The organism is Pseudomonas asiatica (assembly GCF_040214835.1).
GTDB classification, from domain to species: Bacteria; Pseudomonadota; Gammaproteobacteria; order Pseudomonadales; family Pseudomonadaceae; genus Aquipseudomonas; species Aquipseudomonas putida_Z.
In genome coordinates this window covers 5214504-5240322 of record NZ_CP157874.1, presented here as the reverse complement: position 1 = coordinate 5240322, position 25819 = coordinate 5214504, and the positions used below count along the sequence as shown (strand labels likewise).

Here is a 25819-nt window from a genome sequence, read left to right as displayed (position 1 = left end):
TCTTTTCGGCCATGGTGATCAGCTCACACGGCTGAGTTCAACCAGGCGATCGGAGCCACCTTCGGCAACACGGCCACTACGTTCGATCAGGCGATCCGAGCCGCCTTCGGCAACACGGCCACTACGTTCGATCAGGCGATCGGAACCACCTTCGGCAACACGGCCACTACGTTCGATCAGGCGATCCGAGCCACCTTCGGCAACGCGGCCACTACGTTCGATCAGGCGATCGGAACCACCTTCGGCAACGCGGCCACTACGTTCGATCAGGCGATCGGAGCCACCTTCGGCAACACGGCCACTACGTTCGATCAGGCGATCGGAGCCACCTTCGGCGACGCGGCCACTACGTTCGATCAGGCGATCGGAACCACCTTCGGCAACACGGCCACTACGTTCGATCAGGCGATCAGCACCACCTTCGGCAACGGTTTTCAGCGGCTGGGCGATTTCGGCAGCGCTGGAGCGCGATTCGGCGGTCAGGTGTTGCTCGTCGGCCGGCAGGGCAAAAGCGTTGGCGGCCAGGATGGACAGGGTCAGGGTCAGCAGATGGCGTTTCATGATTTCGGTGCTCCTCTCGGGGGCTGGAAAGTGGGTACGGAGCCAATGCTACGCCGGGTAACGCCAGAGAGAAGTTCATACGGGTAATGGTAACAATCGACCGTATTGATAGAGGTTGCAAGCTGCTCTAGAAAGCACTTTCCAGGCCGGAGGGTGGCAATTTGATGGCGATGTTTGCGGGTAACACGTATGGTCTGGCGCGACGAATTGCTGAGCAAAAGGCCAGGAAAAACTTCGCTATCATGGCGCCATCGATAAAACCCCACGGGTTTTCATCAGTCCGAGATATTGAGTGCCACCGCTGCACCTGTTCTGTGCCATACCGCAAGGAGAATCACGCAATGACGCGTCCCGCCAGAATCCTCCTCTGGACCTTCACCAGCCTGCTGACCCTGCTGGCGATCCTGGTGGTGGTGATCGCCACCTTCGACTGGAACCGCGTCAAGCCCCTGCTCAACGAGAAAGTATCCGAGGCCCTGCAGCGGCCCTTCGCGATCAATGGCAACCTTGCCGTGGACTGGCGCACCGAACCAGAAGAGGGGGGCTGGCGTGCCTGGGTGCCCTGGCCGCACTTCATTGCCGAAGACCTGACCCTGGGCAACCCCGAGTGGCTCAAGGAACCGAAGATGGTCGGCCTGGAGCGCGTGGCGTTCCGCCTGGCGCCGCTGCCGCTGCTGTTCCAGCAGATCAGCATCCCGCGCATCGACCTGACCAAGCCCACAGCCAGCCTCACCCGCCTGGCCGATGGCCGCGCCAACTGGATCTTCGACTTCGGCCCCAAGGATGAAAACGCAGAGCCTTCCAAATGGCAGCTGGACATTGGCGCCATCGGCTTCGACCAGGGCAATGTCAGCTTCGATGACCAAACCCTGAAAACCAGCATGAAGGTGCAGATCGACCCGCTGGGCAAGCCTGTCCCGTTCAGCGACATCGTCGGCAAGGCCAGCGCCGAGAAGGCCGGTGCCGCGCAGGACTACGCCTTCGGGCTCAAGGCCCAGGGCCGCTACAAAGGCCAGCCAGTGTCCGGCACCGGCAAGATCGGCGGCCTGCTGGCCCTGCAGGACGCCAGCCAGCCGTTCCCGCTGCAGGCTGACGTGCACATCGCCGACACCCATGTGGTACTCGCCGGCACCCTGACCGACCCGCGCAACCTCGGCGCCCTCGACCTGCGCCTGCGCCTGTCCGGGGCCAGCCTGGGCAACCTCTACCCGCTGACCGGCGTAACCCTGCCCGACACCCCGGCCTATTCCACCGACGGCCACCTCAGCGCCAACCTGCACGCGGCGCAAGGGGCGACCTTCAACTACCAAGGTTTCAACGGCAAGATCGGTGACAGCGATATCCACGGCGACCTGGCCTTCGTTGCCAGCCAGCCACGGCCCAAGCTGTCCGGCAACCTGGTGTCCAACCAGTTGCTGTTCAAGGACCTGGCGCCGCTGATCGGCGCCGACTCCAACGCCGAGCAGAAGGCCCGCGGGGGTGCCAGCAAACAGCCGGCGGGCAAGGTGCTGCCGGTGGAAGAGTTCCGCACCGAGCGCTGGCGCACGATGGACGCCGACGTCACCTTCGCCGGCAAGCGCATCGTGCACAGCGCACAACTGCCGTTCAACGACCTGTCGGCCCACGTGATACTGGAGGACGGCCTGCTGCGCCTGGAGCCCCTGCGTTTTGGCGTGGCTGGCGGCAACCTCGCTTCCAGAATCCGCCTGGATGGCCGCAACGTGCCGTTGCAGGGGCGTGCCCGGCTGACGGCGCGGGGCTTCAAGCTCAAGCAGTTGTTCCCATCCTTTGCGCCGATGCAGACCAGCTTCGGTGAGTTGAATGGCGATGCCGATATCGCCGGCCGGGGCAACTCGGTAGCCGCCTTGCTGGGCACGGCCAATGGCGACCTGCGCATGTTGATCAACGATGGCGCCATCAGCCGCAGCCTGATGGAGATTGCCGGGTTGAACGTGGGCAACTATGTGGTCGGCAAGCTGTTTGGTGATGAGGATGTGAAGATCAACTGTGCAGCGGCTGACGTGGGCATCAAGGATGGCCTGGCGACCACGCGCCTGTTCATCTTCGATACCGAGAACGCGATCATCTACATCAACGGCACGGCCAATTTCGCCACGGAGCAGCTGGACCTGAAAATTACTCCTGAATCGAAAGGGCTGCGGCTGTTCTCGCTGCGCTCGCCGCTGTATGTGCGCGGGCCGTTCGCCAAGCCCAGTGCCGGGGTGCAGGCGGTGCCGCTGGCGTTGCGCGGGGCGGGGATGGTGGCGTTGGGTGTGGTGGCCGGGCCGGCGGCGGGGTTGCTGGCGCTGATTGCGCCTAGCAGCGGGGATGATCCCAACCAGTGCACGCCGCTGTTGCAGCAGATGAAGGCGGGCAAGGCGCCGGCGGTGGTAAAAGAGAGGAAATAGCAGGGGGCCGCTTCGCAGCCCATCGCGACACAAGGCCGCTCCTACAGGGAATCGCGCAAATCTGCCGAGACGCGATCCCTCTGTAGGAGCGGCCTTGTGTCGCGATGGGGCGCAAAGCGCCCCCAGCAATCACAAGCCTTGCAACAGGTCGGACATATCGTCCGCGTGCTCTTCTTCCTGCGCGAGGATGTCTTCAAAAATCCGCCGCGTAGTCGGATCTTTATCCCCAATGTACCGAATGATCTCGCGATAGCTATCGATGGCGATCCGCTCCGCCACCAGGTCTTCCAGCACCATCTCCTTCAATGAAGTGCCCGCCACATATTGGGCATGAGACCGCTTGCTCAGGTTGTCCGGGTTGAAATCCGGCTCTCCACCCAACTGCACGATCCGTTCGGCAAGCTTGTCGGCGTGCTCGGCTTCCTGGTTGGCATGCTCGAGGAATTCATCGGCAGCCACGCTGGCCTTGATGCCGCTGGCCATGAAGTAGTGACGCTTGTAGCGCAGCACGCAGACCAGTTCGGTGGCCAGTGAATCATTGAGCAGGCGCAGGATCTGTTGGCGATCAGCATCGTAACCCTCGGTCACCGCACCTTGCTCGACATGCTGGCGGGCACGTTCGCGCAGGGTTTTCACATCGGTCAGTTCAGTCGCATTCATGTTCATCTCCTGGAACATCAGGGTGGTCATGGATATGGCCTGGAAGGCTCAGGCGCCGTGGACGGCGTCGCTGTCTTCTTCGCGTTGTTTGCAAGTCTTGAAGCCCTTGGCGTCGACATGGCCGGTGGCGTCGAAGCGCACGTAGTAGGGCTGCTGGTGGCCATCGTGGTTGAGGATGTAGTCGTTGCAGGTGCCGCCATGGGGGAGGTCGATCACGTTGGACGGGCTGCCGCCGATGGCGATGACTTTCTGCATGGTCATGCCTTTTTCCACCTGCTTGACCAGCGGCTCGTCGCGGTAGGTGACGTAGTCCACCGGGTTTTCCGGGCGGCTGCCGCAGGCGGCGAGGGTGGCGCTTGCCAGAAGGATTGCCAGGGTCTGCTTGTACATGGTCCCGCTCCTTGCAAAGGGTATGTGTGGTTTGGAACCGCAGCGCGCGCCGGGAGTTCGATTGCGATGGTCATCAAGGCCGCTGTAGTGTTGGCCGGTCGTCCACGGAAAGGGGCTGGGGCAATGCAGCAGGAATTGGCCACGCGATACCCGTTGGTGCTGGTGCCGGGCATGCTCGGTTTTGTCCGGGTAGTGCTCTACCCCTACTGGTTCGGCATCGTGCCGGCCCTGCGCAAGGGCGGGGCGCAGGTGTTCCCGGTGCAGGTTTCGCCACTGCATTCCAGCGAGGTGCGCGGCGAGCAGTTGCTGGCCATCATCGAAGACATCTGCCTGCGCACCGGAGCGGAAAAGGTCAACCTCATCGGCCACAGCCAGGGTGCCCTGAGCGCGCGCTACGCGGCTGCCAGGCGGCCCGGTCGGGTGGCTTCGGTCACCTCGGTGGCGGGGCCCAACCATGGCTCGGAACTGGCCGACTACCTGGAGCGTACGGCACCGGGCGATTCCCCGCAGGGGCGCATCCTGAAGGCTGTGCTGCATGGCTTGGCCGTGCTGCTGGTGTGGCTGGAAACCGGCTGGCGCCGCGACCCGCTGCCGGTGGATGTACACGCCTCGCACCAGTCGTTGACCAGCGCCGGGGTGGCGCTGTTCAACCAGGCTTATCCACAGGGGTTGCCAGACACCTGGGGTGGGGAAGGGGCCTATGAGGTCGATGGCGTGCGCTATTACTCCTGGTCAGGCACCTTGCAGCCCGGCCTGACCGACCAGCGGCGCAACCGTTTCGACGGCAGCAGCCACTTCTGCCGCCTGTTCGCGCGCAGTTTCGTCAAGGAAAAGGGCCATTGCGACGGTATGGTCGGGCGCTTCAGTTCGCACCTGGGGCAGGTGATCGGCGACGATTACCCGCTCGACCACCTGGATATCGTCAACCAGTCGCTTGGTGCGGTGGGCAAGGGTGCCGAACCGGTGCGACTGTTCACCGAACATGCCGCCCGGCTCAAGGCGGCAGGGCTCTAACGACGGATCGGTGTGGTCCAGCGCTCGGCCAGCACCACGCCCGCCAGGGTCAGCAGGCCGCCGACCAGGTGATAGCGGGCCAGCTGCTCGTCGAGCATCACGGCGGCGATCAGTGCCGTGACCAGCGGCAGCAGGTTGAAGAACAGCGTGGTGCGGCTGGGCCCCAGGCGGTGCACGGCCTGCATCCATACCAGGGGCGCGATCATCGAGGCCAGCACGCAGGCGTACAGCACCAGGCCGATGTTGCGGCTGTTCAGGCCAGTCTTGTCCGACAGCACGAACAGCGGCAGCAGCACGACGATGGCTACCAGCACCTGCAGGTACAGCAGCTGCATCGGCGGCAGGCGCAGCTGCCATTTCTTCAGCAGGAAGCTGTACAGCGCGTAGGCCAGTGTGGCCACCAGCATCAGCAGGTCGCCGCTGTTCAGGCCTTGTTGCAACAGGCTGGCGGGGTGGCCGGCGCTGACCACTTCAAGCACGCCGAAAAATGACACCAGCGCGCCCAGCAGGGCGCCGTAGCTCAGGCGCTGGCCCAGCCAGGCGATGGACAGTGCCAGAGACATCAGTGGCATCAGCGAGAGGATGATGCCCATGTTGGTGGCGCTGGTGATGCCGGCGGCGAAGTAGGCCAGGCTCTGGTACAGCGCCATGCCCAGCATGCCCAGCACGAAAACCTTGCCCAGGTGCGGGCGAATGGCCGCGCGATTGCGCCACACGGCGGGCAGCAGGAACGGGGTGAACAACAGCGCGGCCAGCAGCCAGCGGTAGAAGCCGATTTCGGCGGGGTGGATGGCGCCGGCGGACATCTTGGTGACCACGGTGTTGCCGGCCCATATCAGGATGGCGGTCAGGGGGAACAGGTAGTTCATGTAGCAGGTTACTCGTTGGGGCTTGGATTGGGGCTGCTTTGCAGCCCATCGCGACACAAGGCCGCTCCTACAGGTATCGCGCAGGCCCGGAAGACAACGCGGGTCCCTGTAGGAGCGGCCTTGTGTCGCGATGGCCTGCGCAGCAGGCCCCGATGACAGCCATTATCAACTGTCTGTCTACAAGCCTATACTCCTATCCAGACAACCCACCCCGCAAAGCAGACAGCATGCCGCGCAAATACCTCGACATTCCCCAATTCACCCGGCTCCCGGCCCCGGTGTACTTCCGCCACGACGAGTTCGGTGCCGACACCCGCAGCGCCCTGCATCGCCACGCCTGGGGCCAGCTCAACTACACCGCCCACGGCGTGATGCACCTGGAGGTCGCTGGCCAGCACTTCCTGTCGCCGCCGCAATACGCCGTGTGGGTGCCGCCCGACACCGAGCATGGCTGCTACAACCCGCAGGCCATCGTCTACCGTTCGGTCTACCTGGACCGCAGCCTGTGCGCCGCACTGCCGCAGCAACCGTGCAGCCTGATGATCAGCGACATCCTCAAGGCCATCCTCGCCGACTTCGCCCGGCGCGACCTGCGGGTGGCCGAGGGCGAGCGCGACCAGCGCCTGGTGCAAGTGCTGCTCGACCAGTTGCTGCTGGCGCCCACCCAGGCCTGCTACCTGCCGTTTGCCCACAGCGAAGGCTTGCGCCAGGTGCTCGATGCCCTCGGTGCCGAGCCGGGCGACAACCGCCCGCTAGCCGACTGGGCCGCCAAGGTGCATGTCAGCGAACGTACCCTGGCCCGCCAGTTCCTGCGTGAACTGGGCATCAGTTTTGGCGAATGGCGCCTGCGCCTGCGCTTTCTGCGCGCCATCGAAGCGCTGGAGGCCGGCCAGCCGATCCAGGCCATCGCCTTCGACCTGGGCTACAGCAGCGCCTCGGCGTTCATCGCCATGTTCCAGCGCCAGGCCCAGTGCACGCCCGAGCAATACCGCCGCCAGGCACGGGCAGGGCGTTGAAATTCTTGGCTACACTCAGCTCGACCCCCGTGCATCGGGCGCGGAGCCAAGGAGACTACTCCATGAAAGTGCTGCAAATCCCCTTACTGGTGTTGGCGGTGTTGTTCAGCGCCCAAGGCTTCGCCGCCAATACCGCGCAGCAGGAAAAGATGAAAACCTGCAACGCCGACGCCACCGCCAAGGCCCTCAAGGGCGATGAGCGCAAAGCCTTCATGAGCACCTGCCTGAAGAAGGATGTGCCGCAATCCCAGCAAGAAAAGATGAAAACCTGCAACGCCGACGCCACCACCAAGGCCCTGAAGGGTGACGAGCGCAAAGCGTTCATGAGCGACTGCCTGAAGAAGAAATGACCTGCGCCTATGCCTGCAGACGTAAGGCTGGCAGACTGCGGGTCTTTCCCGTTGTCTGCCGTTGAGGCTGTATGACCTTCACCCCCCGCCAGGTCACCCTGGCCAGCTGGATCATCGTGTTTGCCGGCCTGTTGCTGGCGTTGCCCCTGAAATTGCTGCCGAGCCTGCTGGCCGGCCTGCTGGTGTTCGAGCTGGTCAACATGCTCACGCCGCGGCTGCAGCCGCTGATTGCCGGGCAGCGCGCCCGCTGGTTGGCTGTAGCGCTGCTCGGCACGCTGGTGGTCAGCACCCTGACCCTGCTGTTTGCCGGTGCTTTCAGCTTTTTGCTGCACGAGGCGGAAAACCCCGGGGCTTCGCTGGACAAGTTCATGGCCCTGGTGGAGCGCGCCCGCGGGCAGCTGCCGCCGTTCATCGAAGGCTACCTGCCGGCCAGTGCGGCGGAGTTCAAGGTGGCCATCGGTGACTGGATCAAGAGCCACCTGAGCGACCTGCAGCTGGTGGGCAAGGGCATGGCGCACATGTTCGTCACCCTGTTGATCGGCATGATCCTGGGCGCCATCGTCGCCTTGCAGCGCATCCCCGACATCTCCCGGCGCAAGCCGCTGGCGGCGGCGCTGTTCGAGCGCCTGAGCCTGCTGGTGCAGGCGTTTCGCAACATCGTCTTCGCGCAGATCAAGATTTCGCTGCTCAACACCACCTTCACCGGCATCTTCCTGGCCGTGGTGCTGCCGATGTTCGATGTGCACCTGCCGCTGACCAAGACGCTGATCGTGCTGACCTTCCTGCTGGGCCTGCTGCCGGTGATCGGCAATCTGATGTCGAATACCCTGATCACCATCGTCGGCCTGTCGCTGTCGATCTGGGTGGCGGCGGCGGCGCTGGGTTACCTGATCGTCATCCACAAGGTCGAGTACTTCCTCAACGCACGGATCGTGGGCGGGCAGATCAGTGCCAAGTCGTGGGAACTGCTGCTGGCGATGCTGGTGTTCGAAGCGGCGTTCGGGCTGCCGGGGGTGGTGGCGGGGCCGATCTACTATGCCTACCTGAAGAGTGAGCTGAAGCGGGCCGAACTGGTCTGATTCTTTATTGACCAGTACCGGCCTCTTCGCGGGTAAACCCGCTCCCACAGGTTCGCCACTTCTCTCAAGACTTGCGGGGACCCTGTGGGAGCGGGTTTACCCGCGAAGAGGCCGGCACAGGTGAAAGGGATGGCTCAGGCTACGCCGTAACGCTTGCGCGCCTCGATGGCCAGCCCGCTACCAATGCTGCCAAAGATGTTGCCTTCCACATGCCGCGCATTCGGCAGCATCGCCGACACGCTGTTGCGCAGCGCCGGAATCCCGCTGGAACCGCCGGTGAAGAAGACCGTATCGACCTGTGTTTCGCTCACTCCAGCCTTGACCAGCAGTTCGCTCACGCTACCACGCACCCGCTCCAGCAACCCTTCGATAGCCCCCTCGAACAGCGCTCGGGACAGGTCCACGCCCAGATCGCGCTCGATGCGGCCTAGGTCGACGTGGCGGCTCTGCTGCTCGGTCAGCTCGATCTTGCTGGCCTCCACTTCCATCGCCAACCAGTGCCCGGCACGCTCTTCGATCAGCTTGAACAGGCGGTCGATGCCCAGCGTGTCCTCGATGTCATAGCGCATGCTGCCCAGCGCCAGCTGCGACTTCTGCGAGTACAGGGCGTTGATGGTGTGCCAGGTGGCGAGGTTGAGGTGATAGCTGGTCGGCATCAGCGCGCCGCTCTTCATGCGGCTGCCGTAGCCGAACAGCGGCATCACGCCCTGCAGGCTCAGCTGCTTGTCGAAGTCGGTACCGCCAATGTGCACGCCGCCGGTGGCGAGGATGTCGCTCTGGCGCTCGGCCACCAGGTGGCGCTCGGGCGACAGGCGGATCAGGGTGAAGTCCGAGGTACCCCCGCCAATGTCGACGATCAGCACCAGCTCTTCGCGGCTGATGCTCGACTCGTAGTCGAAGGCCGCGGCAATCGGCTCGTACTGGAACGACACATCCTTGAAGCCGATCTTGCGCGCCACTTCGGCCAGGGTGTCCTCGGCCTCCTGGTCGGCGGCCGGGTCTTCGTCGACGAAGAACACCGGGCGGCCCAGCACCACCTGCTCGAACTCGCGCCCGGCAGCGGCCTCGGCGCGTTTTTTCAGCTCGCCGATGAACATGCCCAGCAGGTCCTTGAATGGCAGGGCGCTGCCCAGCACGCTGGTGTCGTGCTTGATCAGCTTGGAACCCAGCAGGCTTTTCAGCGAACGCATCAGGCGGCCTTCGTAGCCTTCCAGGTACTCGTGCAGTGCCAGGCGGCCATATACCGGGCGACGCTCCTCGATGTTGAAGAACACCACCGAGGGCAAGGTGATCTTGCCGTCTTCCAGGGCAATCAGCGACTCGACGCCGGGGCGGTGCCAGCCGACCGTGGAGTTGGAGGTGCCAAAGTCGATGCCCAGGGCGCGGGCCGGGGATACGTCAGACATGGGGAATGAGCTTCCGGAGGCAAAACGGCCGCGCAGTGTATGCCAGTTGGCTACAGAATCAAGACCGGTCGTCTGCCATGGAGCAAACCCAAGGCGGTCTTGAAAGGCTATGCTTGACCCCTATTTTCTTTTGCAACACGCACATTCACATTGGTGATCCATAGATGGACTTCAAAGACTATTACAAGATACTCGGCGTAGAGCCCACGGCGGACGACAAGGCGATCAAGGCCGCGTACCGCAAGCTGGCGCGCAAGTATCACCCCGATGTCAGCAAGGAGCGCGACGCCGAGGAAAAATTCAAGGAGGCCAACGAGGCCTACGAAGTGCTGGGCGACGCGCAGAAACGTGCCGAATTCGACGAAATCCGCAAGTACGGCGGCCAGCATGGCCGGCCGTTCCAGGCACCACCGGGCTGGGAAAGCCGCGGCGGTGGCGGTGGTTTCGAAGGCGGTGATTTTTCTGACTTTTTCAGCTCGATCTTTGGTAGCCGGGGTGGCAACCCGTTCGGTGGTGCCCGCCAGCAGCAACGCAGCGCCGGCAGGCGGGGGCAGGACGTGGAGCTAGAACTGGCGGTATTCCTTGAAGAGACCCTGAGCAAGGAGTCCAAGCAGATCAGCTTCCAGGTGCCGCAGACCAATGCCATGGGCCAGCGCACCGGCTTCACTACCAAGACCCTGAACGTGAAGATCCCGGCAGGGGTGACCGACGGCGAGCGCATCCGCCTCAAGGGCCAGGGCGCGCCGGGCAGTGGTGGCGGGGCCAATGGCGACCTGTTCCTGACCATTCGCATGGCACCGCACCCGCTGTTCGATGTCGAAGGTCATGACCTGATCATCACCGTGCCGCTGGCACCGTGGGAGGCAGCACTGGGCGCCAAGGTGGCCGTGCCGACCCTGGACGGCAAGATCAACCTCACCATCCGCCCCGACAGCCAGAGCGGCCAGCGCCTGCGCGTGCCGGGCAAGGGCCTGGCCAACAAGAGTGGCGAGCGCGGCAACCTTTACGCGCAACTGAAAGTGGTCATGCCGCCAGCATCCGACGAGTCTGCCCGCGAATTGTGGACCAAGCTTTCCGAGAAGGCTGCGTTCAACCCGAGGACACAATGGAGTAAGTGATCATGAGCAGCACCCTGATCGTTCAACTGGACATGCGTACCTTGTGTCAGGAGGCCGATATCACGGCTGACTGCGTGATCGAAATCGTCGAGCACGGCATTGTCGAACCTTCCGGCCGAACGCCGGAGGACTGGTTGTTCGACGATCAGGCGCCGTTGTTGGCCAAACGTGCGGCGAAGCTGCATCAGGAGCTGGAACTGGAGTGGGAAGGGGTGGCGCTGGCGCTGGAGCTGCTGCAGGAAGTGCAGCAGCTGCGCAGCGAGAACAACATGCTGAGGCAGCGGTTGGGCAGGTTTACCCAGATGTGAGGTTTGCAGGCCCGGCCTCTTCGCGGGTGAACCCGCTCCCACAGGGATCGCACGATTCCTGAGATGTGTGCAGTACCTGTGGGAGCGGGTTTACCCGCGAAGAGGCCAGTACAGGCAAAATCAAATTCAGCTTGGTTCTGCCCCCGGGTTCAGCACCAGCTGCATGAAGGTCAAGTCCAGCCACCGGCCAAACTTCACCCCCACCTGCGGCATCTGCCCGGTCACCACGAAGCCCAGCCGCTCGTGCAGGCGCACCGACGCTGCATTGCCGCTCTCGATGGCCGCCACCATCACATGCTTGCCACACGCGCGCGCACGCTCGACCAGCGCCGCCATCAGCACCGGCCCCAGCCCCTTGCCACGCTGATCGCTACGGATATAAACCGAATGTTCCACGGTGTTGCGAAAGCCCTCGAACGGCCGCCAGTCGCCAAACGACGCATAGCCCAGCACCCCGCTCTCATCCACCGCCACCAGGATCGGGTAACCCTGCTGCGCACGTGCATCGAACCAGGCCTGGCGGTTGGCCAGGTCCACTGGGGTTTCGTTCCAGATCGCCGTGGTGTTGCGCACCGCGTCGTTGTAGATGTCGAGGATGCCCGGCACGTCGATAGGCAGGGCGTCGCGGATTTCATGACTCATGACAGCGTCTCGCAGGGTTGTTGCTTGCAGATTAAATGGTTACCAGCCCGCGCACACCTTCGGCCTGCATGTTTTCACCGAGGCCCCGCTGGATGATCTCGCCACGGGCCATCACCAGATACTGGTCGGCCAGATCCTCGGCGAAGTCGTAGAACTGCTCCACCAGCAGGATTGCCATGTCGCCACGCTCGGCGAGGCGGCGGATGACTGCGCCGATCTCCTTGATCACCGAAGGCTGGATGCCCTCGGTGGGCTCGTCGAGGATCAGCAGGCGCGGGCGGCTGGCCAGGGCGCGGCCGATCGCCAGCTGTTGCTGCTGGCCGCCGGACAGGTCACCGCCACGGCGTTGTTTCATCTGTTCCAGCACGGGGAACAGTTCGTAGATGAAGGGCGGTACTTCCCGAGCTTCACGGGCGGGGAAGCGCGAAAGGCCCATCAGCAGGTTTTCCTCGACGGTGAGGCGCGGGAAGATCTCGCGGCCCTGGGGCACGTAGGCGATGCCGGCGTGGACCCGTTGCTGGGGCTTGAGGTTGGTGATCGGCTTGCCTTCCCATTCGATGTTGCCGTCGCGCGCCGGAACCAGGCCCATCAGGCAGCGCAGCAGGGTGGTCTTGCCCACGCCGTTGCGGCCCAGCAGGCAGGTGACTTCGCCGACCTTGGCTTCGAAGGACAGGCCCCGGAGGATATGGCTGCCGCCGTAGTACTGGTGCAGGGTGTCGATTTTCAGCATGTGTGGTTCCTGGGAAATCTGCTTTGCCTGTGCCGGCCCTTTCGCGGGTAAACCCGCTCCCACAAGGACCGCGCAGCTCTTCAGGCCTGTGCCGTACCTGTGGGAGCGGGTTTACCCGCGAAGAGGCCGGCACAGGTTTCAATGTCTAGCGGCCCAGATACACCTCGACCACCCGCTCATCCGCCTGCACCTGCTCCAGCGACCCTTCCGCCAGCACGCTGCCCTGGTGCAGCACGGTCACATGGTCGGCAATGCTGCCGACAAACCCCATGTCATGCTCCACCACCATCAGCGAATGCTTGCCAGCCAACCCCTTGAACAGCTCGGCAGTGAACTCGGTCTCGGCATCGGTCATGCCCGCCACCGGCTCGTCCAGCAACAGCAGTTGCGGCTCCTGCACCAGTAGCATGCCGATCTCCAGGAACTGCTTCTGCCCATGCGACAGCAAGCCCGCCTGGCGCTGGGCCAGCGGCAGCAGGCGCAAGGTGCCCAGCACCTCCTCGATGCGCTGGCGCTGCTCACCACCCAGGCGCGCTGCCAGGCTGGCCCATACCGACTTGTCGGTCTTCAGCGCCAGCTCCAGGTTTTCGAACACCGTCAGCGCCTCGAACACCGTGGGCTTCTGGAACTTGCGGCCTATGCCGGCCTGGGCGATCTGGTATTCGCTCATGCGGGTCAGGTCGAGGGTGTCACCGAAATAGGCCGTACCGCTGTCGGGCCGGGTCTTGCCGGTGATCACATCCATCATCGTGGTCTTGCCGGCCCCGTTGGGGCCGATGATGCAACGCAGTTCGCCCACGCCGATGTACAGGTTCAGCGCGTTCAGCGCCTTGAAGCCATCGAAGCTGACGCTGATGTCTTCCAGGCTCAGCACCGTGCCATGGCGGGTATCGAGGCCGGCCTTGCGGCTGTGGCCCAGGCCGATGGCGTCGCGGCCGGCGCCGAGGTTGTCGAACACCGGTTCGAGCATGAATTCCGGGTGGACCGGGGGCACGCCTCTCATGGCTGGCTCCTTTTCTTCAACAGGCCGACCACGCCCTTGGGCAGGTACAGGGTGACGAGGATGAACAACGCGCCGAGGAAGAACAGCCAGAACTCCGGGAAGGCCACGGTGAACCAGCTTTTCATGCCATTCACCAGGCCGGCGCCGAGCAGCGGGCCGATCAAGGTGCCGCGTCCGCCCAGGGCCACCCACACGGCGGCTTCGATGGAGTTGGTCGGCGACATCTCGCTGGGGTTGATGATGCCCACCTGCGGTACGTACAGCGCACCGGCCAGGCCGCACAGTACGGCGCTTAGCACCCACACCAGCAGCTTGAAACCGCGTGGGTCGTAGCCACAGAACATCAGGCGGTTTTCGGCGTCGCGCACGGCGGTGAGCAGGCGGCCGAACTTGCTGCGGGTGAGGCGCCAGCACAGGTACAGGCTGGCCAGCAGCAGGCCGACGGTGAGCAGGAACAGCACCGCGCGGGTGCCTTGGGCGGCGATGTCGAAGCCAAGGATGGTGCGGAAGCTGGTAAAGCCGTTGTTGCCGCCAAAGCCGGTTTCGTTGCGGAAGAACAGCAACATGCCGGCGAAGGTCAGCGCCTGGGTCATGATCGAGAAGTACACGCCCTTGATCCGCGAGCGGAAGGCGAACCAGCCGAACACCAGCGCCAGCAGCCCGGGCGCCAGCACCACCAGGCACAGGGCCCAGGCGAAATGCTGGGTACCGGCCCAGTACCAGGGCAGCTCGCTCCACGACAGGAAGGTCATGAACCCTGGCAGGCCGTCACCGGCGGCCTGGCGCATCAGGTACATGCCCATGGCGTAGCCACCGAGGGCGAAGAACAGCCCGTGGCCCAGCGACAGCAGCCCGGCGTAGCCCCAGACCAGGTCCAGGGCCAGGGCGACGATGGCGTAGCAGAGGATCTTGCCGACCAGGGTCAGGGTGTAGGCCGACACTTGCAGGGCATGGTCCGCCGGCAGCAGCGACAGCAGCGGCAGGGCCACCAGCAGCAGGACGACGACGGCGCCGATGGCCAGGGTCAGGCGTGGCCCGGCCTTTTGCGTAGCGGTGACAAGCAGTGGCTGGTTCATCAGTCGATTACCCGTCCCTTGAGGGCGAACAGGCCTTGCGGGCGCTTCTGGATGAACAGAATGATCAACGCAAGGATGAGGATCTTGCCGAGCACGGCGCCGATCTGCGGCTCCAGCAGCTTGTTGGCGATGCCAAGGCCGAAGGCTGCCCACAGGCTGCCGGCCAACTGGCCGACGCCGCCGAGCACCACCACCAGGAACGAGTCGATGATGTAGCTCTGGCCCAGGTCCGGGCCGACGTTGCCGACCTGGCTCAGGGCCACGCCGCCTAGCCCGGCGATGCCCGAGCCGAGGCCGAAGGCGAGCATGTCTACGCGCCCGGTGGAAACGCCGCAGCAGGCGGCCATGTTGCGGTTCTGGGTGACCGCGCGCACGTTCAGGCCCAGCCGTGTGCGGTTGAGCAGCAGCCAGGTGAGCAGTACCACGGCCAGGGCGAAGCCGATGATCACCAGGCGGTTGTATGGCAGCACCAGGTTGGGCAGCAACTGGATGCCCCCCGACAGCCAGGCCGGGTTGCTGACTTCGACGTTCTGCGCGCCGAACAGCAGGCGGATGGCCTGGATCAGGATCAGGCTGATGCCCCAGGTCGCCAGCAGGGTTTCCAGTGGGCGGCCATACAGGTGGCGGATTACCGTGCGCTCCAACGCCATGCCGACCCCGGCACTGATGATGAACGCCACCGGCAGGGCGATCAGCGGGTAGAACTCGATGGCGCCGGGGGCGTAGCGCTGCAGCAGTACCTGGACCATGTAGGTGCTGTAGGCGCCGAGCATCAGCATCTCGCCGTGGGCCATGTTGATCACCCCGAGCAGGCCGAAGGTGATGGCCAGGCCAAGGGCTGCCAGCAGCAGGATCGAGCCCAGCGACAGGCCGCTGAAGGCCTGGCCGAGCAGTTCGCCCACCAGCAGCTTGCGCTGCACCTGGGCCAGGCTGGTTTCGGCGGCGGTGCGCACGCCCGGGTCGGTTTCCGCGTTGGGTTGCAGCAAGGCTTCGAGGCGGGTGCGGGCCAGCGGGTCACCGGTTTCGCCGAGCAGGCGCACGGCAGCCAGGCGTACCGCTGGTTCGCTGGCGCCCAGTTGCAGGTTGGCCAGGGCCAGGCCGAGGGCGGCGTGCACGGCGGCATCCGGTTCGCTGGCGAAGCGCCGGTCGAGGAAGGCCATTTGCGCCGGTTGCGCGCTTTTCTGTAGTTGTTGGGCAGCGGCCAGGCGGATGTCGCTGTTGTCGCTGAGCAACTGGTGGCTGGCCAGGGCATTGTCGATCAGGCCACGCAGGCGGTTGTTCAGGCGCACCTTGCGCGTGTCGTCGCCGGCGATGCGGCCTTGGCGCAGGTTGTCCAGCAGCGGCAGGCGGGCGGCATCGGGTTGCGCGGCCCAGCCTTCGAGCAGGCGGGCTTGCTCGGCGGGCTTGGCAGCGAGGAAGAATTCGCCCTCGCTGGCCTGGGTTGCCAAGGGCATCAGCAGGAGAAGGGTTAACAGGAGTCTAAGCATGCGAGCAATCCTGGAATACAGCGGTGGATTCTTCGCGGGTAAACCCGCTCCCACAGGGATCGCACAGGTTTCGAACCTTGCACCGAATTTGTGGGAGCGGGTTCACCCGCGAATGGGCTGCAAAGCAGCCCCAGTGCACTCAGTTGCCTTTCACGGCGTAATCAGGGCGCTTGTCGTTGCCGGGAATGAACGGGCTCCATGGCTGCGCCCGTAGCGGTTGCTCGGTTTCCCACACCACGCTGAACTGCCCGTCATCCTGGATCTCGCCGATCATCACCGGCTTGTGCAGGTGGTGGTTGGTCTTGTCCATGGTCAGGGTGAAACCGGACGGCGCCTCGAAGCTTTGCCCGGCCAGTGCCTCGCGCACCTTGTCGACATCGGTGGACTTGGCTTTCTCCACCGCCTGCGCCCACATGTGGATGCCCACGTAGGTGGCCTCCATCGGGTCGTTGGTCACCGCCTTGTCCGCGCCTGGCAGGCCCTTGGCCTTGGCGTAGGCCTTCCAGTCGGCGACGAATTTCTGGTTGACCGGGTTATCCACCGACTCGAAGTAGTTCCACGCCGCCAGATGGCCCACCAGCGGCTTGGTGTCGATGCCGCGCAGTTCTTCTTCGCCCACCGAGAACGCCACCACCGGCACGTCGGTGGCCTTCAGGCCCTGGTTGGCCAGCTCCTTGTAGAACGGCACGTTGGAGTCGCCGTTGACCGTGGAGATGACCGCGGTCTTGCCGCCGGCGGAGAACTTCTTGATGTTGGCGACGATGGTCTGGTAATCGCTGTGGCCGAACGGCGTGTACACCTCTTCGATGTCCTTGTCGGCCACGCCCTTGCTGTGCAGGAAGGCACGCAGGATCTTGTTGGTGGTGCGCGGGTAGACGTAGTCGGTGCCCAGCAGGAAGAAGCGCTTGGCGCTGCCGCCGTCCTCGCTCATCAGGTACTCCACGGCCGGGATGGCCTGCTGGTTGGGCGCGGCGCCGGTGTAGAACACGTTTGGCGACATCTCTTCACCTTCGTACTGCACCGGGTAGAACAGCAGGCCGTTCAGTTCCTCGAACACTGGCAGTACCGACTTGCGCGATACCGAGGTCCAGCAGCCGAACACCACTGCCACCTTGTCCTGGGTCAGCAGCTGTCGGCTCTTTTCAGCGAACAGCGGCCAGTTGGAGGCCGGGTCGACCACCACCGGTTCGAGCAGCTTGCCGTTCACGCCGCCCTTGGCGTTGATCTGCTCGATGGTCATCAGCGCCATGTCCTTGAGCGAAGTCTCGGAAATGGCCATGGTCCCCGACAGCGAATGCAGGATGCCGACCTTGATGGTTTCGGCGGCCTGGATGCTCCAGCTCAGGCCCATTGCGGCAATCGATGCGCTAAGGGTGAAGGCCTTGATCAGACTGCGTCGCTTCATGTGCTCTCTCCGCTGAGTTTTTATGTGTTGGGCAAGCGGGGAGGGGCGTTGCAAGGGGTGTGCCTAACGGCGGAAGGTGCGCAATAGAGGGGTTGTGCGAGGTGTTGGGGCGTTGGTTGGATCCAGGTTGGTGCCTGATGGATTTGTGTGCACAGGATTGGGGCCGCAAAGCAGCCCCCGAGGCCATCAGCCGTTACGCACAGCCGTGCGCGGATGGCGCTTGCTGCGCACACCCTGATAGGTCACCGCCAGCAGCACGAACCAGATCGGCGTCACCAGCAACGCCGCACGGGTATCGTCCTCCAGGCTCAGCAACACCAGGATGAAGGCAAAGAACACCAGGCACACGTAGCACATGAAGCGCCCGCCCGGCATCTTGTACTTCGAGGCCTGGTGCAGTGCCGCGCGGTGTTTGCGGTACTTCAGGTACGACAGCAGGATCAGTGTCCAGACGAACATGAACAGCACCGCCGAAACGGTGGTGACCAGGGTGAATGCCTCGACCACGTTCGGCACCAGGTAGATCAGCACTGCGCCCAGCAGCAGGCAGGTGCAGGAGAAGTACAGGCCGTTGGCTGGTACCGAGCGGCTCGACAGTTTCTCGAAGGCCTTGGGTGCGTCACCCTCCTGGCTCAGGCCGTAGAGCATGCGGCTGGTGGAGAACACGCCGCTGTTGGCCGACGAGGCCGCCGAGGTCAGCACCACGAAGTTGATGATGCTCGCCGCCGCAGGCAGGCCGGCCAGCACGAACAGCTCCACGAACGGGCTCTTGCCTGGCACCACGTCGCGCCATGGGGTCACGGCCATGATCGCGATCAGCGCCAGCACGTAGAACACGATGATCCGTACCGGGATCGAGTTGATCGCCCGTGGCAGGGTGCGTTCCGGGTTCTTCGCTTCGGCGGCGGTGGTGCCTACCAGCTCGATGCCGACGAAGGCGAACACGGCGATCTGGAAGCCGGCGAAGAAGCCCATCAGGCCATTGGGGAACATGCCACCGTCATTCCACAGGTTGGCCAGTTGCGCGGTGCGCCCGCTGGGCGAGGTGAAGCCGGTGATGACCATGTACAGGCCGGTGACGACCAGGCCGATGATGGCGACGATCTTGATCAGGGCGAACCAGAACTCCATTTCACCGAACATCTTCACCGTCACCAGGTTCAGCGACAGCAGCAGCCCTACGCAGGTCAGCGCCGGTATCCACTGCGGCAGTTCGGGGAACCAGAACTGCGTATAGGCCGCGATCGCGACCACATCGGCGATGCCAGTGACTACCCAGCAGAACCAGTAGGTCCAGCCGGTGAAGTAGCCCGCCCAGGGGCCGAGCAGGTCGGCGGAGAAATCGATGAAGGACTTGTAGTTGAGGTTCGACAGCAGCAGTTCGCCCATGGCGCGCATGACGAAGAACAGCATGAAGCCGATGATCATGTAGACGAAGATGATCGACGGCCCGGCCAGGCTGATGGTCTTGCCCGAGCCCATGAACAGGCCGGTACCGATCGCGCCACCGATGGCGATCAGCTGGATGTGGCGGTTGGTCAGGTTGCGCTGCAGATGCTGTTCATCTGGCGCTGTGGGTGAGGTTTGCGTCATAGGCTGCATTCCGTTGGACAGTCGGTCGTCTTGTCAGAGGTAGCCGGCTAGGCTAACACGCGCGTTCCAGTTCGGGGCGCGACAGATCGACTCGACTTTTGGGGAGCAGTGTTGTGCCTGTGCGGGCCTCTTCGCGGGTGAACCCGCTCCCACAGGGACCGCGCTGCCCTCAGGCTTGGCGCAGAAACTGTGGGAGCGGGTTTATCCGCGAAGGGGCCGGCACAGACGAAGCAAGGCTCAAGCGCTGGCCAGCACCCGGCCGCGCCTCACCACCAGGCTATCCACCAGCCACATCACCACCATCGACACCCCCACCAGCGGGAACATCAACCCCAGCACCAGCATCACCCCCACCGCTACTTTCCAGCGCGGCAGGTCATGGCGCAGCGGCGGCACACCCAGCCCGCCGGCCGGCCTGCGCTTCCACCACATCACCAGCCCGCTCACCGAGCCCAGCAAGATCATCAGGCACACCAGCAGGATGATGATCTGGTTGAACGCCCCGAACATCTTGCCTTCATGCAGCATCACACCCAGCTCGGTGGCACGGGCGACCGGGCTGTAGTCCTGCCAGCGCACATCGGCCAGCACCTTGCCGGTGTACTGGTCGACATGCAGGGTGGCGTCGTTGCGCGGGTCGTCGGCGAATACGGCGATGGTGAACACCCCATCGGCCGTGGTCGGCGCGGTGATGCTGTAACCCGGTTCGACCTGGCGCGCGGTAGCGATGTCTTCGACCTGCTGCAGGCTTATCTGTGGCGCTGCCGGCGCGCTCGACATCATGTGATGCCCGGCATGTTCGGCGTGTGCACCAGACTGCGGCATCGGCGTGTTTTCCATCGCCCAGGGCACGGTCTGGCGGTGCGCGCTGTTGAGTTCACCCGCCTGTTGGTCCGACTTGGGCACGTCGTTCCACATGGCTGCCGGAAAGCGGTTCCACAAGTCGGCGTACTGCTTGCCCCACAGGCCGGTCCAGGTCATGCCGCTGACCAGCATCAGCAGCAACAAGGCCGAGCCCCAGAAACCGGTCACCGCATGCAGGTCGCGCCAGAACAGTCGGCCGCGTGCCGACAGCCGTGGCCACAGCACGCCAGCACCATTGCGCCCGCGTGGCCACCACAAGTACAGGCCCGACACCACCAGCACGATGCCCCAGCCCGCGGCCAGTTCTACCAGGCGGTCACCGACCGTGCCGACCATCAGTTCACCATGCAGGGCGCGGGCGATGGCCTGCAGGTTCTGCTTGCCATCCTGTTCGCCGAGGACTTTGCCGCTATAGGGGTCGACGAACACGTTCAGTTCACGCCCGGCGTCATGCACCACGAATTGTGCGCTGCGTTCGGCGTCTAGCGGCGGCAGGTACTGGCCAACGTGGCCCTTGGGGTAGGCCTTGCGCACCTCGGCCAGCATCGTGTCCGCGCCCTGTCGGTGGTGGCCGGCTTCGACCACCATCAGCTCGCGGTACAGCAGCGGGTCGAGCTGCGGCTTGAACAGGTAGATGATCCCGGTGATTGCCAGCAGGATCATGAACGGGGCCACGAACAGCCCCGCATAGAAGTGCCAACGCCAGGCCAGGTTGTAGAAATTGATGCGTGTTCCTCTCATGGGAACCTCCTGTTTGACCAGCAGATGGGCGCGACCTGCGCCGCGCCCGTTGTTGTTGTCAGAAGCTGAAGTCGACCTTGGTCCAGAAGGTCCTGCCTGGCTCGTTGACCGGCTGTGGATCGGTAGCCGGGTAGCCGAACCCGGCGTTCCCGGCCAGGTTCAAGTGCTCGGCGTAGGTCTTGTCGAACAGGTTGTCGACCCCTGCGCTGAGCTTGAGGTGGTTGCTTACCTTGTAGGCGCCATTGAGCGAGAACACGCCGAAGCCGGCGCTCTTGTCGTAGTCCTTGCCGACCACGTTGCCCTGGTTCTCGGCGATGCGGTTCTGCGCCGCCACCAGCCGCCACAGTGCGCCGACGCTCCACACATCGCGGCTGTAGGTCAGGCCCAGGCGGCTTTCCAGGGGCGGCATTTGCGGTAGTGCTGTTCCGTCACTGCTGTTCTTGCCCCAGGCGTAGGCCAGCGTTGCGTCGGCCTTCCAGTTTTCCGTCAGCTGGTAGGCCGCGCCCAGTTCGCCGCCCATGATGCGGGCGTCGATATTGCGCGCCCGGGAGCTCATCCCCTGGTAGTCGAACAGGATGTAGTCGCGGATCTGCCCCACGTAGCCGGAAGCCCAGGCTTCCATGCGCTCGTCGCGGTACTGGACACCGAAGTCGAGCTGGGTGGTTTTCTCCGGCTTGATGCTGTCGAAGGCATTGACCGAGCCGGTGGGGCCGCCCGCCGAGAACAGCTCCCAGTAGTCGGGGAAGCGTTGCGCATGGCCGAGGCCGATGTAGGTGGTGGCTGGCAGCGCAGCCAGGTCGTGCTCGTAGCGCATGAAACCGCTGGGCAGGGTGTCGGCGCGGGTGTTGCCGTTGGTGGCGCTGGTCGCGCGGAAGTCGCGGGCCGAGGCGCGGTCCAGGCGGGCACCGCTGATCAACCGGTCCTCGCCGCTGACGTACCAGGTCAGCTCGCCAAAGGCACCGTAGTTGTGGAAATCGGCGTCCTTGGTCCAGGCCTTGCCCTTGTGCGCGTCCACACCCATGCCACCGCGCTTGCGATGTTCGTTGGTCTGCGCGTCGATGCCGCCGATCAGTTGAACATCAGCCCAGCGCCAGGTGGCCTTGATGCGTGCGCCCATGGTGCGGCGGTCGACGTTGCTGACCATCGGCATGCCCATCATGCCGCTGCCCGAAGGCGTGCGCAGGCTGTAGTTGTCCATCACGTGGTCGGCGTAGTTGTAGTAGACCTGCGCCTCGACCTTGTCGAGCACCTCGCCGAGGTTGGACTTTTCGAAACGCAGGCCCAGGCTTTCGCGCTTGAACTGCGAGCCGTCCATGCCGCGGCCGGCATAGCGGGCCTCGCCATCGCCCTTGCCGGCGGTGAGTTCCAGCAGGGTGTCCTGGTCGGGGGTCCAGCCGAGAGCGACATCGCCGTTCCACTTGTCCCAGCGTGACGGCACGGTGTTGTCACCGCCGTCGTGGTAGTCGTCCGAGCGCGACTGGTTGCCGACGAAGCGGGCGTAGGCCTGGTCGTTGCCGACGGCAGTGTCCAGCACCTTGTCGAAGCGGCCGTTGGAGCCGGCCAGCAGGCTGGCATTGACCCGGCTGCCGAGGGTGCCGAACTTTTCCGGCTCGCGCTCGAAGAGGATGGTGCCCGCCGAGCCGCCCGGGCCCCAGATCACGCTTTGCGGGCCTTTGATGACGGTCAGGCGGTCGTAGGTTTCCGGCGAAATGTACGACGTGGGGGCGTCCATGCGGTTGGGACAGGCGCCCAGCATCAGGCCGCCATTGGTGAGGAAGTTCAGGCGCGAGCCGAACATGCCGCGCAGTACCGGGTCGCCGTTGGTGCCGCCGGCGCGGATGGCCGAGAAGCCGGGGATGGTCTTCAGGTAGTCGGCGCCATCGCTGGCCGGCACCGGCTGGCGCGGGTCTTTCGGGTTGGTGACCACGGTCAGCGGCGAGCTCGGGGCCACCGCGGTGATCACCGTCGGGCTCAGCTCGGGGGCATCGTGTGCATGGCCTTCATGGCCTGGGTCGGCGGCCAGGGCCACGGGCGCGAGCAGCGAGCCGCACACGGCGGCGATGGTCCCACGCAGGGACAAGGAAAAAACAGGGGTGCAGCCGGACATAATGATTCCAGTCGATCAGTCATGAGTCAGCGCGAAGCCTCCTGGCTCCGTGCGCAAAAAATGTGGGTTCAGACGTTGATCGAGGAAGGTGGGGCGCGGCTGCGCGCGCCGGGGAATACAGCCTGCCGGGCATGGCCCTGGCGCGTGGGTGCGAACAGGTGGGTGGTGGGTACGACGCTGCCGGCACTGAGCGGGCTGAGGGCCTGGGGCAGGGCCGGGCAGTTGAACAACAGGCTGCAGTAACCGCACTTTTCCCACATCACATGCAGCTGGCCATCGCCAGCCTGGCCGTGATGGGGGTCGCCGCCATGCTGATGGGCGGTGGCCATCGGCATGTTCATCGGCATGCTCATGCCGGCGTGGTGGTCCATCGGCATCGACTGGGAAATCAGCGGGCCGATGAAGATCATCCACATGGCGAACAGGCTCAGCCATCCGCCACCGGCGCGCCTGCGGTCAGGGCGGGTGGTACGGCTGATGCTGTTGCGCGGCAGGCTCATGGCGAGTGCCTTTCAGCGAGTGATCAGTGCGCGTGTTCGTGGGCTTGCGGCTGGTCCGTCGGCGCCTGCTTCTGCACGGCCACATCGACGGTGATATCGCCGGCCTTTTCGAAGTGCAGGGTCAACGGGAAGCGCTTGCCGTCGCTGAGCAGGCTGCGGTCCTTGGGCTGCATCAGCATCACATGGTAGGCGCTGGGGGCGAAGGTCAGGTCCTTGCCTGCGGGCACCACCACGCTGGGCACCTGCTGCATCTTCATGGCACCGCTGGCGCTCATGGCATGCTCGTGCAGTTGTGCGTCATCGCTGATGGGGCTGTCGACACCGAGCAGGCGGTCGTCGGCCTGGCCATTGTTGTGCACCACGAAATACGCCGCGACGTTGGGGGCGTTGGGGGGCAGCTGCAGTGACCAGGGGTGGGCGATGTGCAGGTCACCCACGCTGTATTCGTGGGCATTGGCAAAGGCGCCGGGCAGCAGCAGGGCGGCCATGACGAGGGCGTGCTTGAGCATGGTGAATCTCCGTTTCTGTTCAGGTTCAGGCAGACAGCGTGAAGAACTCAGGCCAGCGGAGAGGCACGGGGATTGAGCGCCGGCCAGAGTTGGCGCGGCGTGGCGTGGTAGTCGGCGGGTGGCGGCAGCAGGCCGGCGAGCAGTATCGGCGGGTTGTGCAGCTGCGGCGGGTAACCGGGCAGGGCCAGCAGTGGCGCGGCACCGGAGCAGCACCAGCAATTCATCATGCTGGCGCTGTCGTCGGTTTGCGGGCCGAGGTCGATCTTGGCCAGGGCCTGGACGTCGACCTTGGCCTTGTTGGCCATGCTGGAACAGAAGGCCCCCCACAGCAGCTGCTCGGCCGGGCCCTTGGGCGCGGCGGAAGACAGCGGCATGGCCAGCAGGTTGAACAGCACTGCAAGGCAGGCTATCCAGGCGATGTGCCGACGTGGGGGCATGGAGAGATCCGGTCAGGAATCGTGGTGGGTATTGTAAGGCGGAGTATAGGTAAAAATGGCGGGGTGCGGTGAAGTGACGCAGGCATGCTGTTGAAGCGGTGTCGCCTGCTTCGCGGGCACGCCCGCTCCCACAGGATTATCACCGGCCCAGGGGCAGCGGGTAACCTGTAGGAGCGGCCTTGTGTCGCGATGGGGCGCAAAGCGCCCCCAGCATTATCAAGCCTTGTTGCGGCCCATCAGCCCACGCACGGTCTCCTGCAGGTCCGCCGGCAGCACCACCACCTTGGCATTGCTGCTGCCCGCCAGGTTCTCCATCGCCCCCACATAGCGCTCGCCCAGCAGGTACATCGCCGGCACGGTCTCGTTGCCGACCGCGTCCTTGACCAGCGTAATCGCCCGCGCCGAGGCCTCGGCCAGGCTGATCTGCGCTTCGGCATCCAGCCTGGCAGCCTGCAAGCGTGCTTCTGCTTCCAGGATCGCCGCCTGCTTGGCCCCTTCGGCTCGGGTCACGTCGGCCTTGCGCTCACGCTCTGCTGCCGCCTGGCGCTCCATGGCCAGTTGCATGTTCTCCGAGGGCTTGATGTCCTGGATTTCCACCGAGCGTACGGTCACGCCCCAGTCTTCGGTCTGCTCGGACATCGCCTCGCGCAGGCGTGCCTTGATCTGCTCGCGGCTGGACAGCGCTTCGTCCAGGTCCATGGCGCCGACGATGGCGCGCAGCGAGGTCATGGTCAGGCTGGTGACGGCGAACGAGAAGTCCTGCACGCCATAGGAGGCCTTCTGCGGGTCGACCACCTTGGCGAAGCACAGGGCGTTGGCGACGATCACCGCGTTGTCCCGGGTGATGATTTCCTGCTGCTGCACATCGAGGATGATGTCCTTGGTCGGCAGGCGGTAGGCGACCACGTCCATGTACGGGATGACGATGTTCAGGCCGGGCTTGAGGGTGCTTTGGTAGCGGCCCAGGCGCTCGACGACCCATTCCTCGCCCTGGGGCACGATGCGCACCCCCTTGAACACGGTGATCAGGACGAACAGGGCGATGGCGACGACGACGATGAGGCTGGTCATGATGCGAAATTCCTTTTAGTGCGGATTCAGGCCCGGATGACCCGGGCGGTGTTCCCTTCGATGGCGGTCAGGCGTACCCGCTCGCCGGCCGCGATCTCGCTGTTGGCGACGCAGGTCCATTCCTCGCTGCCGAGGATAGGCTTCTGGAAGCGCACACGGCCTTTCTGGAACTCCGAAACACCAGCAGTCAGCAGCCCTACTTCACCGATCACGCTTTCGGCGGTCCAGCGCACGTCTGGTTGCTTGCGCCGGAACAGCTTGAACCACAGTGCCGTGGTAACTGACGACATCAGCACCCACAGCAGCACCTGCATGTCCAGTTGCAGGCTGGGGGCGGCCAGCGAAATGAGCGACACCAGCACGGCGCCGATGCCGAACCAGAGGATGAAAAACGTCGGCAGGACCAGTTCGAGCAGGATCAGCGCGATGCCGAAGACCAGCCAGATCCACCATTGCATTTCCATATGGGTAGCGC

General features: G+C 64.4%; 26 protein-coding genes. 7 read left to right on the top strand and 19 right to left on the bottom strand.

Annotated features, from left to right (window positions below):
* Positions 1-18: 18 nt before the first annotated feature.
* Positions 19-561, bottom strand: coding sequence for a phage infection protein (locus tag ABNP31_RS23435; protein ID WP_085599702.1), 543 nt, complete (start codon positions 559-561; stop codon positions 19-21).
* A gap of 341 nt (positions 562-902) precedes the next feature.
* Here ABNP31_RS23435 and ABNP31_RS23430 point away from each other — a divergent pair, with 341 nt between their 5' ends.
* Positions 903-2969, top strand: coding sequence for an AsmA family protein (locus ABNP31_RS23430; protein ID WP_085663551.1), 2067 nt, complete (start codon positions 903-905; stop codon positions 2967-2969).
* Positions 2970-3098: 129 nt separating this feature from the next.
* On the opposite strand, the gene ABNP31_RS23425 is transcribed toward ABNP31_RS23430, so the two are convergent.
* Complete coding sequence (locus tag ABNP31_RS23425; RefSeq protein ID WP_350012816.1) at positions 3099-3629, bottom strand: ferritin-like domain-containing protein; 531 nt, start codon at positions 3627-3629, stop codon at positions 3099-3101.
* Positions 3630-3677: 48 nt separating this feature from the next.
* Positions 3678-4019 (bottom strand): osmotically-inducible lipoprotein OsmE, encoded by a 342-nt coding sequence (osmE, locus tag ABNP31_RS23420; RefSeq protein ID WP_015271980.1) that lies wholly within the window; start codon positions 4017-4019, stop codon positions 3678-3680.
* Positions 4020-4142: 123 nt separating this feature from the next.
* Between osmE and ABNP31_RS23415 the strand changes: the two genes are divergently transcribed.
* A complete protein-coding gene (locus ABNP31_RS23415; RefSeq protein ID WP_085663552.1) occupies positions 4143-5033 on the top strand; it encodes an esterase/lipase family protein in 891 nt (296 codons plus the stop codon).
* Here ABNP31_RS23415 and ABNP31_RS23410 read toward each other — a convergent pair.
* Positions 5030-5902, bottom strand: coding sequence for a DMT family transporter (locus ABNP31_RS23410; RefSeq protein WP_085663553.1), 873 nt, complete (start codon positions 5900-5902; stop codon positions 5030-5032). The two genes, ABNP31_RS23415 and ABNP31_RS23410, sit on opposite strands and share 4 nt — an antisense overlap.
* 227 nt (positions 5903-6129) lie before the next feature.
* On the opposite strand from ABNP31_RS23410, the gene ABNP31_RS23405 reads away from it, so the two are divergent.
* The 3 genes from ABNP31_RS23405 (at position 6130) to ABNP31_RS23395 (ending at position 8347) form a co-directional block, all read left to right on the top strand.
* Positions 6130-6918, top strand: a complete 789-nt coding sequence (locus ABNP31_RS23405; RefSeq protein ID WP_025340807.1) for an AraC family transcriptional regulator — start codon at positions 6130-6132, stop codon at positions 6916-6918.
* 62 nt (positions 6919-6980) lie between these two features.
* Positions 6981-7268: a PsiF family protein gene (locus tag ABNP31_RS23400; RefSeq protein WP_085663554.1), complete on the top strand. Its 288-nt coding sequence runs from the start codon at positions 6981-6983 to the stop codon at positions 7266-7268.
* A gap of 71 nt (positions 7269-7339) precedes the next feature.
* On the top strand, positions 7340-8347 hold the full coding sequence (locus ABNP31_RS23395; protein ID WP_025340806.1) for an AI-2E family transporter: 1008 nt from the start codon (positions 7340-7342) through the stop codon (positions 8345-8347).
* A 134-nt stretch (positions 8348-8481) separates the two neighbouring features.
* Here the strand turns inward: ABNP31_RS23395 and ABNP31_RS23390 are convergent, their stop codons facing one another.
* Positions 8482-9753, bottom strand: a complete 1272-nt coding sequence (locus ABNP31_RS23390) for an Hsp70 family protein (protein ID WP_350012815.1) — start codon at positions 9751-9753, stop codon at positions 8482-8484.
* 164 nt (positions 9754-9917) lie between these two features.
* On the opposite strand from ABNP31_RS23390, the gene cbpA reads away from it, so the two are divergent.
* Together cbpA and ABNP31_RS23380 are read left to right on the top strand one after the other, a co-directional pair.
* Positions 9918-10871, top strand: coding sequence for a curved DNA-binding protein (cbpA, locus tag ABNP31_RS23385; RefSeq protein ID WP_133975706.1), 954 nt, complete (start codon positions 9918-9920; stop codon positions 10869-10871).
* Positions 10872-10873: 2 nt separating this feature from the next.
* Complete coding sequence (locus ABNP31_RS23380; RefSeq protein WP_025340803.1) at positions 10874-11179, top strand: chaperone modulator CbpM; 306 nt, start codon at positions 10874-10876, stop codon at positions 11177-11179.
* 126 nt (positions 11180-11305) lie between these two features.
* On the opposite strand, the gene ABNP31_RS23375 is transcribed toward ABNP31_RS23380, so the two are convergent.
* From ABNP31_RS23375 to ABNP31_RS23310, 14 genes are all read right to left on the bottom strand, one after another.
* Positions 11306-11821 carry a GNAT family N-acetyltransferase gene (locus ABNP31_RS23375; protein ID WP_085663556.1) on the bottom strand — a complete coding sequence of 172 codons (516 nt, stop codon included), beginning with the start codon at positions 11819-11821 and terminating at the stop codon, positions 11306-11308.
* Positions 11822-11852: 31 nt separating this feature from the next.
* On the bottom strand, positions 11853-12551 hold the full coding sequence (urtE, locus tag ABNP31_RS23370) for an urea ABC transporter ATP-binding subunit UrtE (protein WP_085663557.1): 699 nt from the start codon (positions 12549-12551) through the stop codon (positions 11853-11855).
* Between the two features lie 145 nt (positions 12552-12696).
* Entirely contained in the window at positions 12697-13554 is an 858-nt protein-coding gene (urtD, locus tag ABNP31_RS23365; RefSeq protein WP_176240851.1) for an urea ABC transporter ATP-binding protein UrtD, read from the bottom strand.
* On the bottom strand, positions 13551-14630 hold the full coding sequence (gene urtC / locus ABNP31_RS23360; protein ID WP_025340800.1) for an urea ABC transporter permease subunit UrtC: 1080 nt from the start codon (positions 14628-14630) through the stop codon (positions 13551-13553). Before urtC ends, urtD begins: the two co-directional genes overlap by 4 nt.
* Positions 14630-16117, bottom strand: a complete 1488-nt coding sequence (urtB, locus tag ABNP31_RS23355; protein ID WP_414058100.1) for an urea ABC transporter permease subunit UrtB — start codon at positions 16115-16117, stop codon at positions 14630-14632. Before urtB ends, urtC begins: the two co-directional genes overlap by 1 nt.
* A 139-nt stretch (positions 16118-16256) precedes the next feature.
* Positions 16257-17522 carry an urea ABC transporter substrate-binding protein gene (gene urtA, locus ABNP31_RS23350; RefSeq protein WP_013974390.1) on the bottom strand — a complete coding sequence of 422 codons (1266 nt, stop codon included), beginning with the start codon at positions 17520-17522 and terminating at the stop codon, positions 16257-16259.
* A gap of 186 nt (positions 17523-17708) precedes the next feature.
* On the bottom strand, positions 17709-19115 hold the full coding sequence (cycA, locus tag ABNP31_RS23345) for a D-serine/D-alanine/glycine transporter (RefSeq protein ID WP_025340798.1): 1407 nt from the start codon (positions 19113-19115) through the stop codon (positions 17709-17711).
* Positions 19116-19352: 237 nt separating this feature from the next.
* Complete coding sequence (locus tag ABNP31_RS23340) at positions 19353-20720, bottom strand: PepSY-associated TM helix domain-containing protein (RefSeq protein WP_075046503.1); 1368 nt, start codon at positions 20718-20720, stop codon at positions 19353-19355.
* Between the two features lie 58 nt (positions 20721-20778).
* Entirely contained in the window at positions 20779-22827 is a 2049-nt protein-coding gene (locus ABNP31_RS23335) for a TonB-dependent copper receptor (protein ID WP_350012814.1), read from the bottom strand.
* A 68-nt stretch (positions 22828-22895) separates the two neighbouring features.
* Complete coding sequence (locus ABNP31_RS23330) at positions 22896-23327, bottom strand: DUF2946 domain-containing protein (protein ID WP_085663560.1); 432 nt, start codon at positions 23325-23327, stop codon at positions 22896-22898.
* Between the two features lie 23 nt (positions 23328-23350).
* Entirely contained in the window at positions 23351-23836 is a 486-nt protein-coding gene (locus tag ABNP31_RS23325; protein ID WP_003257539.1) for a copper chaperone PCu(A)C, read from the bottom strand.
* A 47-nt stretch (positions 23837-23883) separates the two neighbouring features.
* Positions 23884-24273: a DUF2946 domain-containing protein gene (locus ABNP31_RS23320; protein WP_085663561.1), complete on the bottom strand. Its 390-nt coding sequence runs from the start codon at positions 24271-24273 to the stop codon at positions 23884-23886.
* A 216-nt stretch (positions 24274-24489) separates the two neighbouring features.
* Positions 24490-25344: an SPFH domain-containing protein gene (locus ABNP31_RS23315; protein ID WP_061550630.1), complete on the bottom strand. Its 855-nt coding sequence runs from the start codon at positions 25342-25344 to the stop codon at positions 24490-24492.
* A 26-nt stretch (positions 25345-25370) separates the two neighbouring features.
* The gene (locus ABNP31_RS23310) at positions 25371-25808 is read right to left on the bottom strand and encodes an NfeD family protein (protein ID WP_085663562.1); all 438 of its coding nucleotides are present in this window, start codon (positions 25806-25808) and stop codon (positions 25371-25373) included.
* Between the last annotated feature and the right edge of the window lie 11 nt (positions 25809-25819).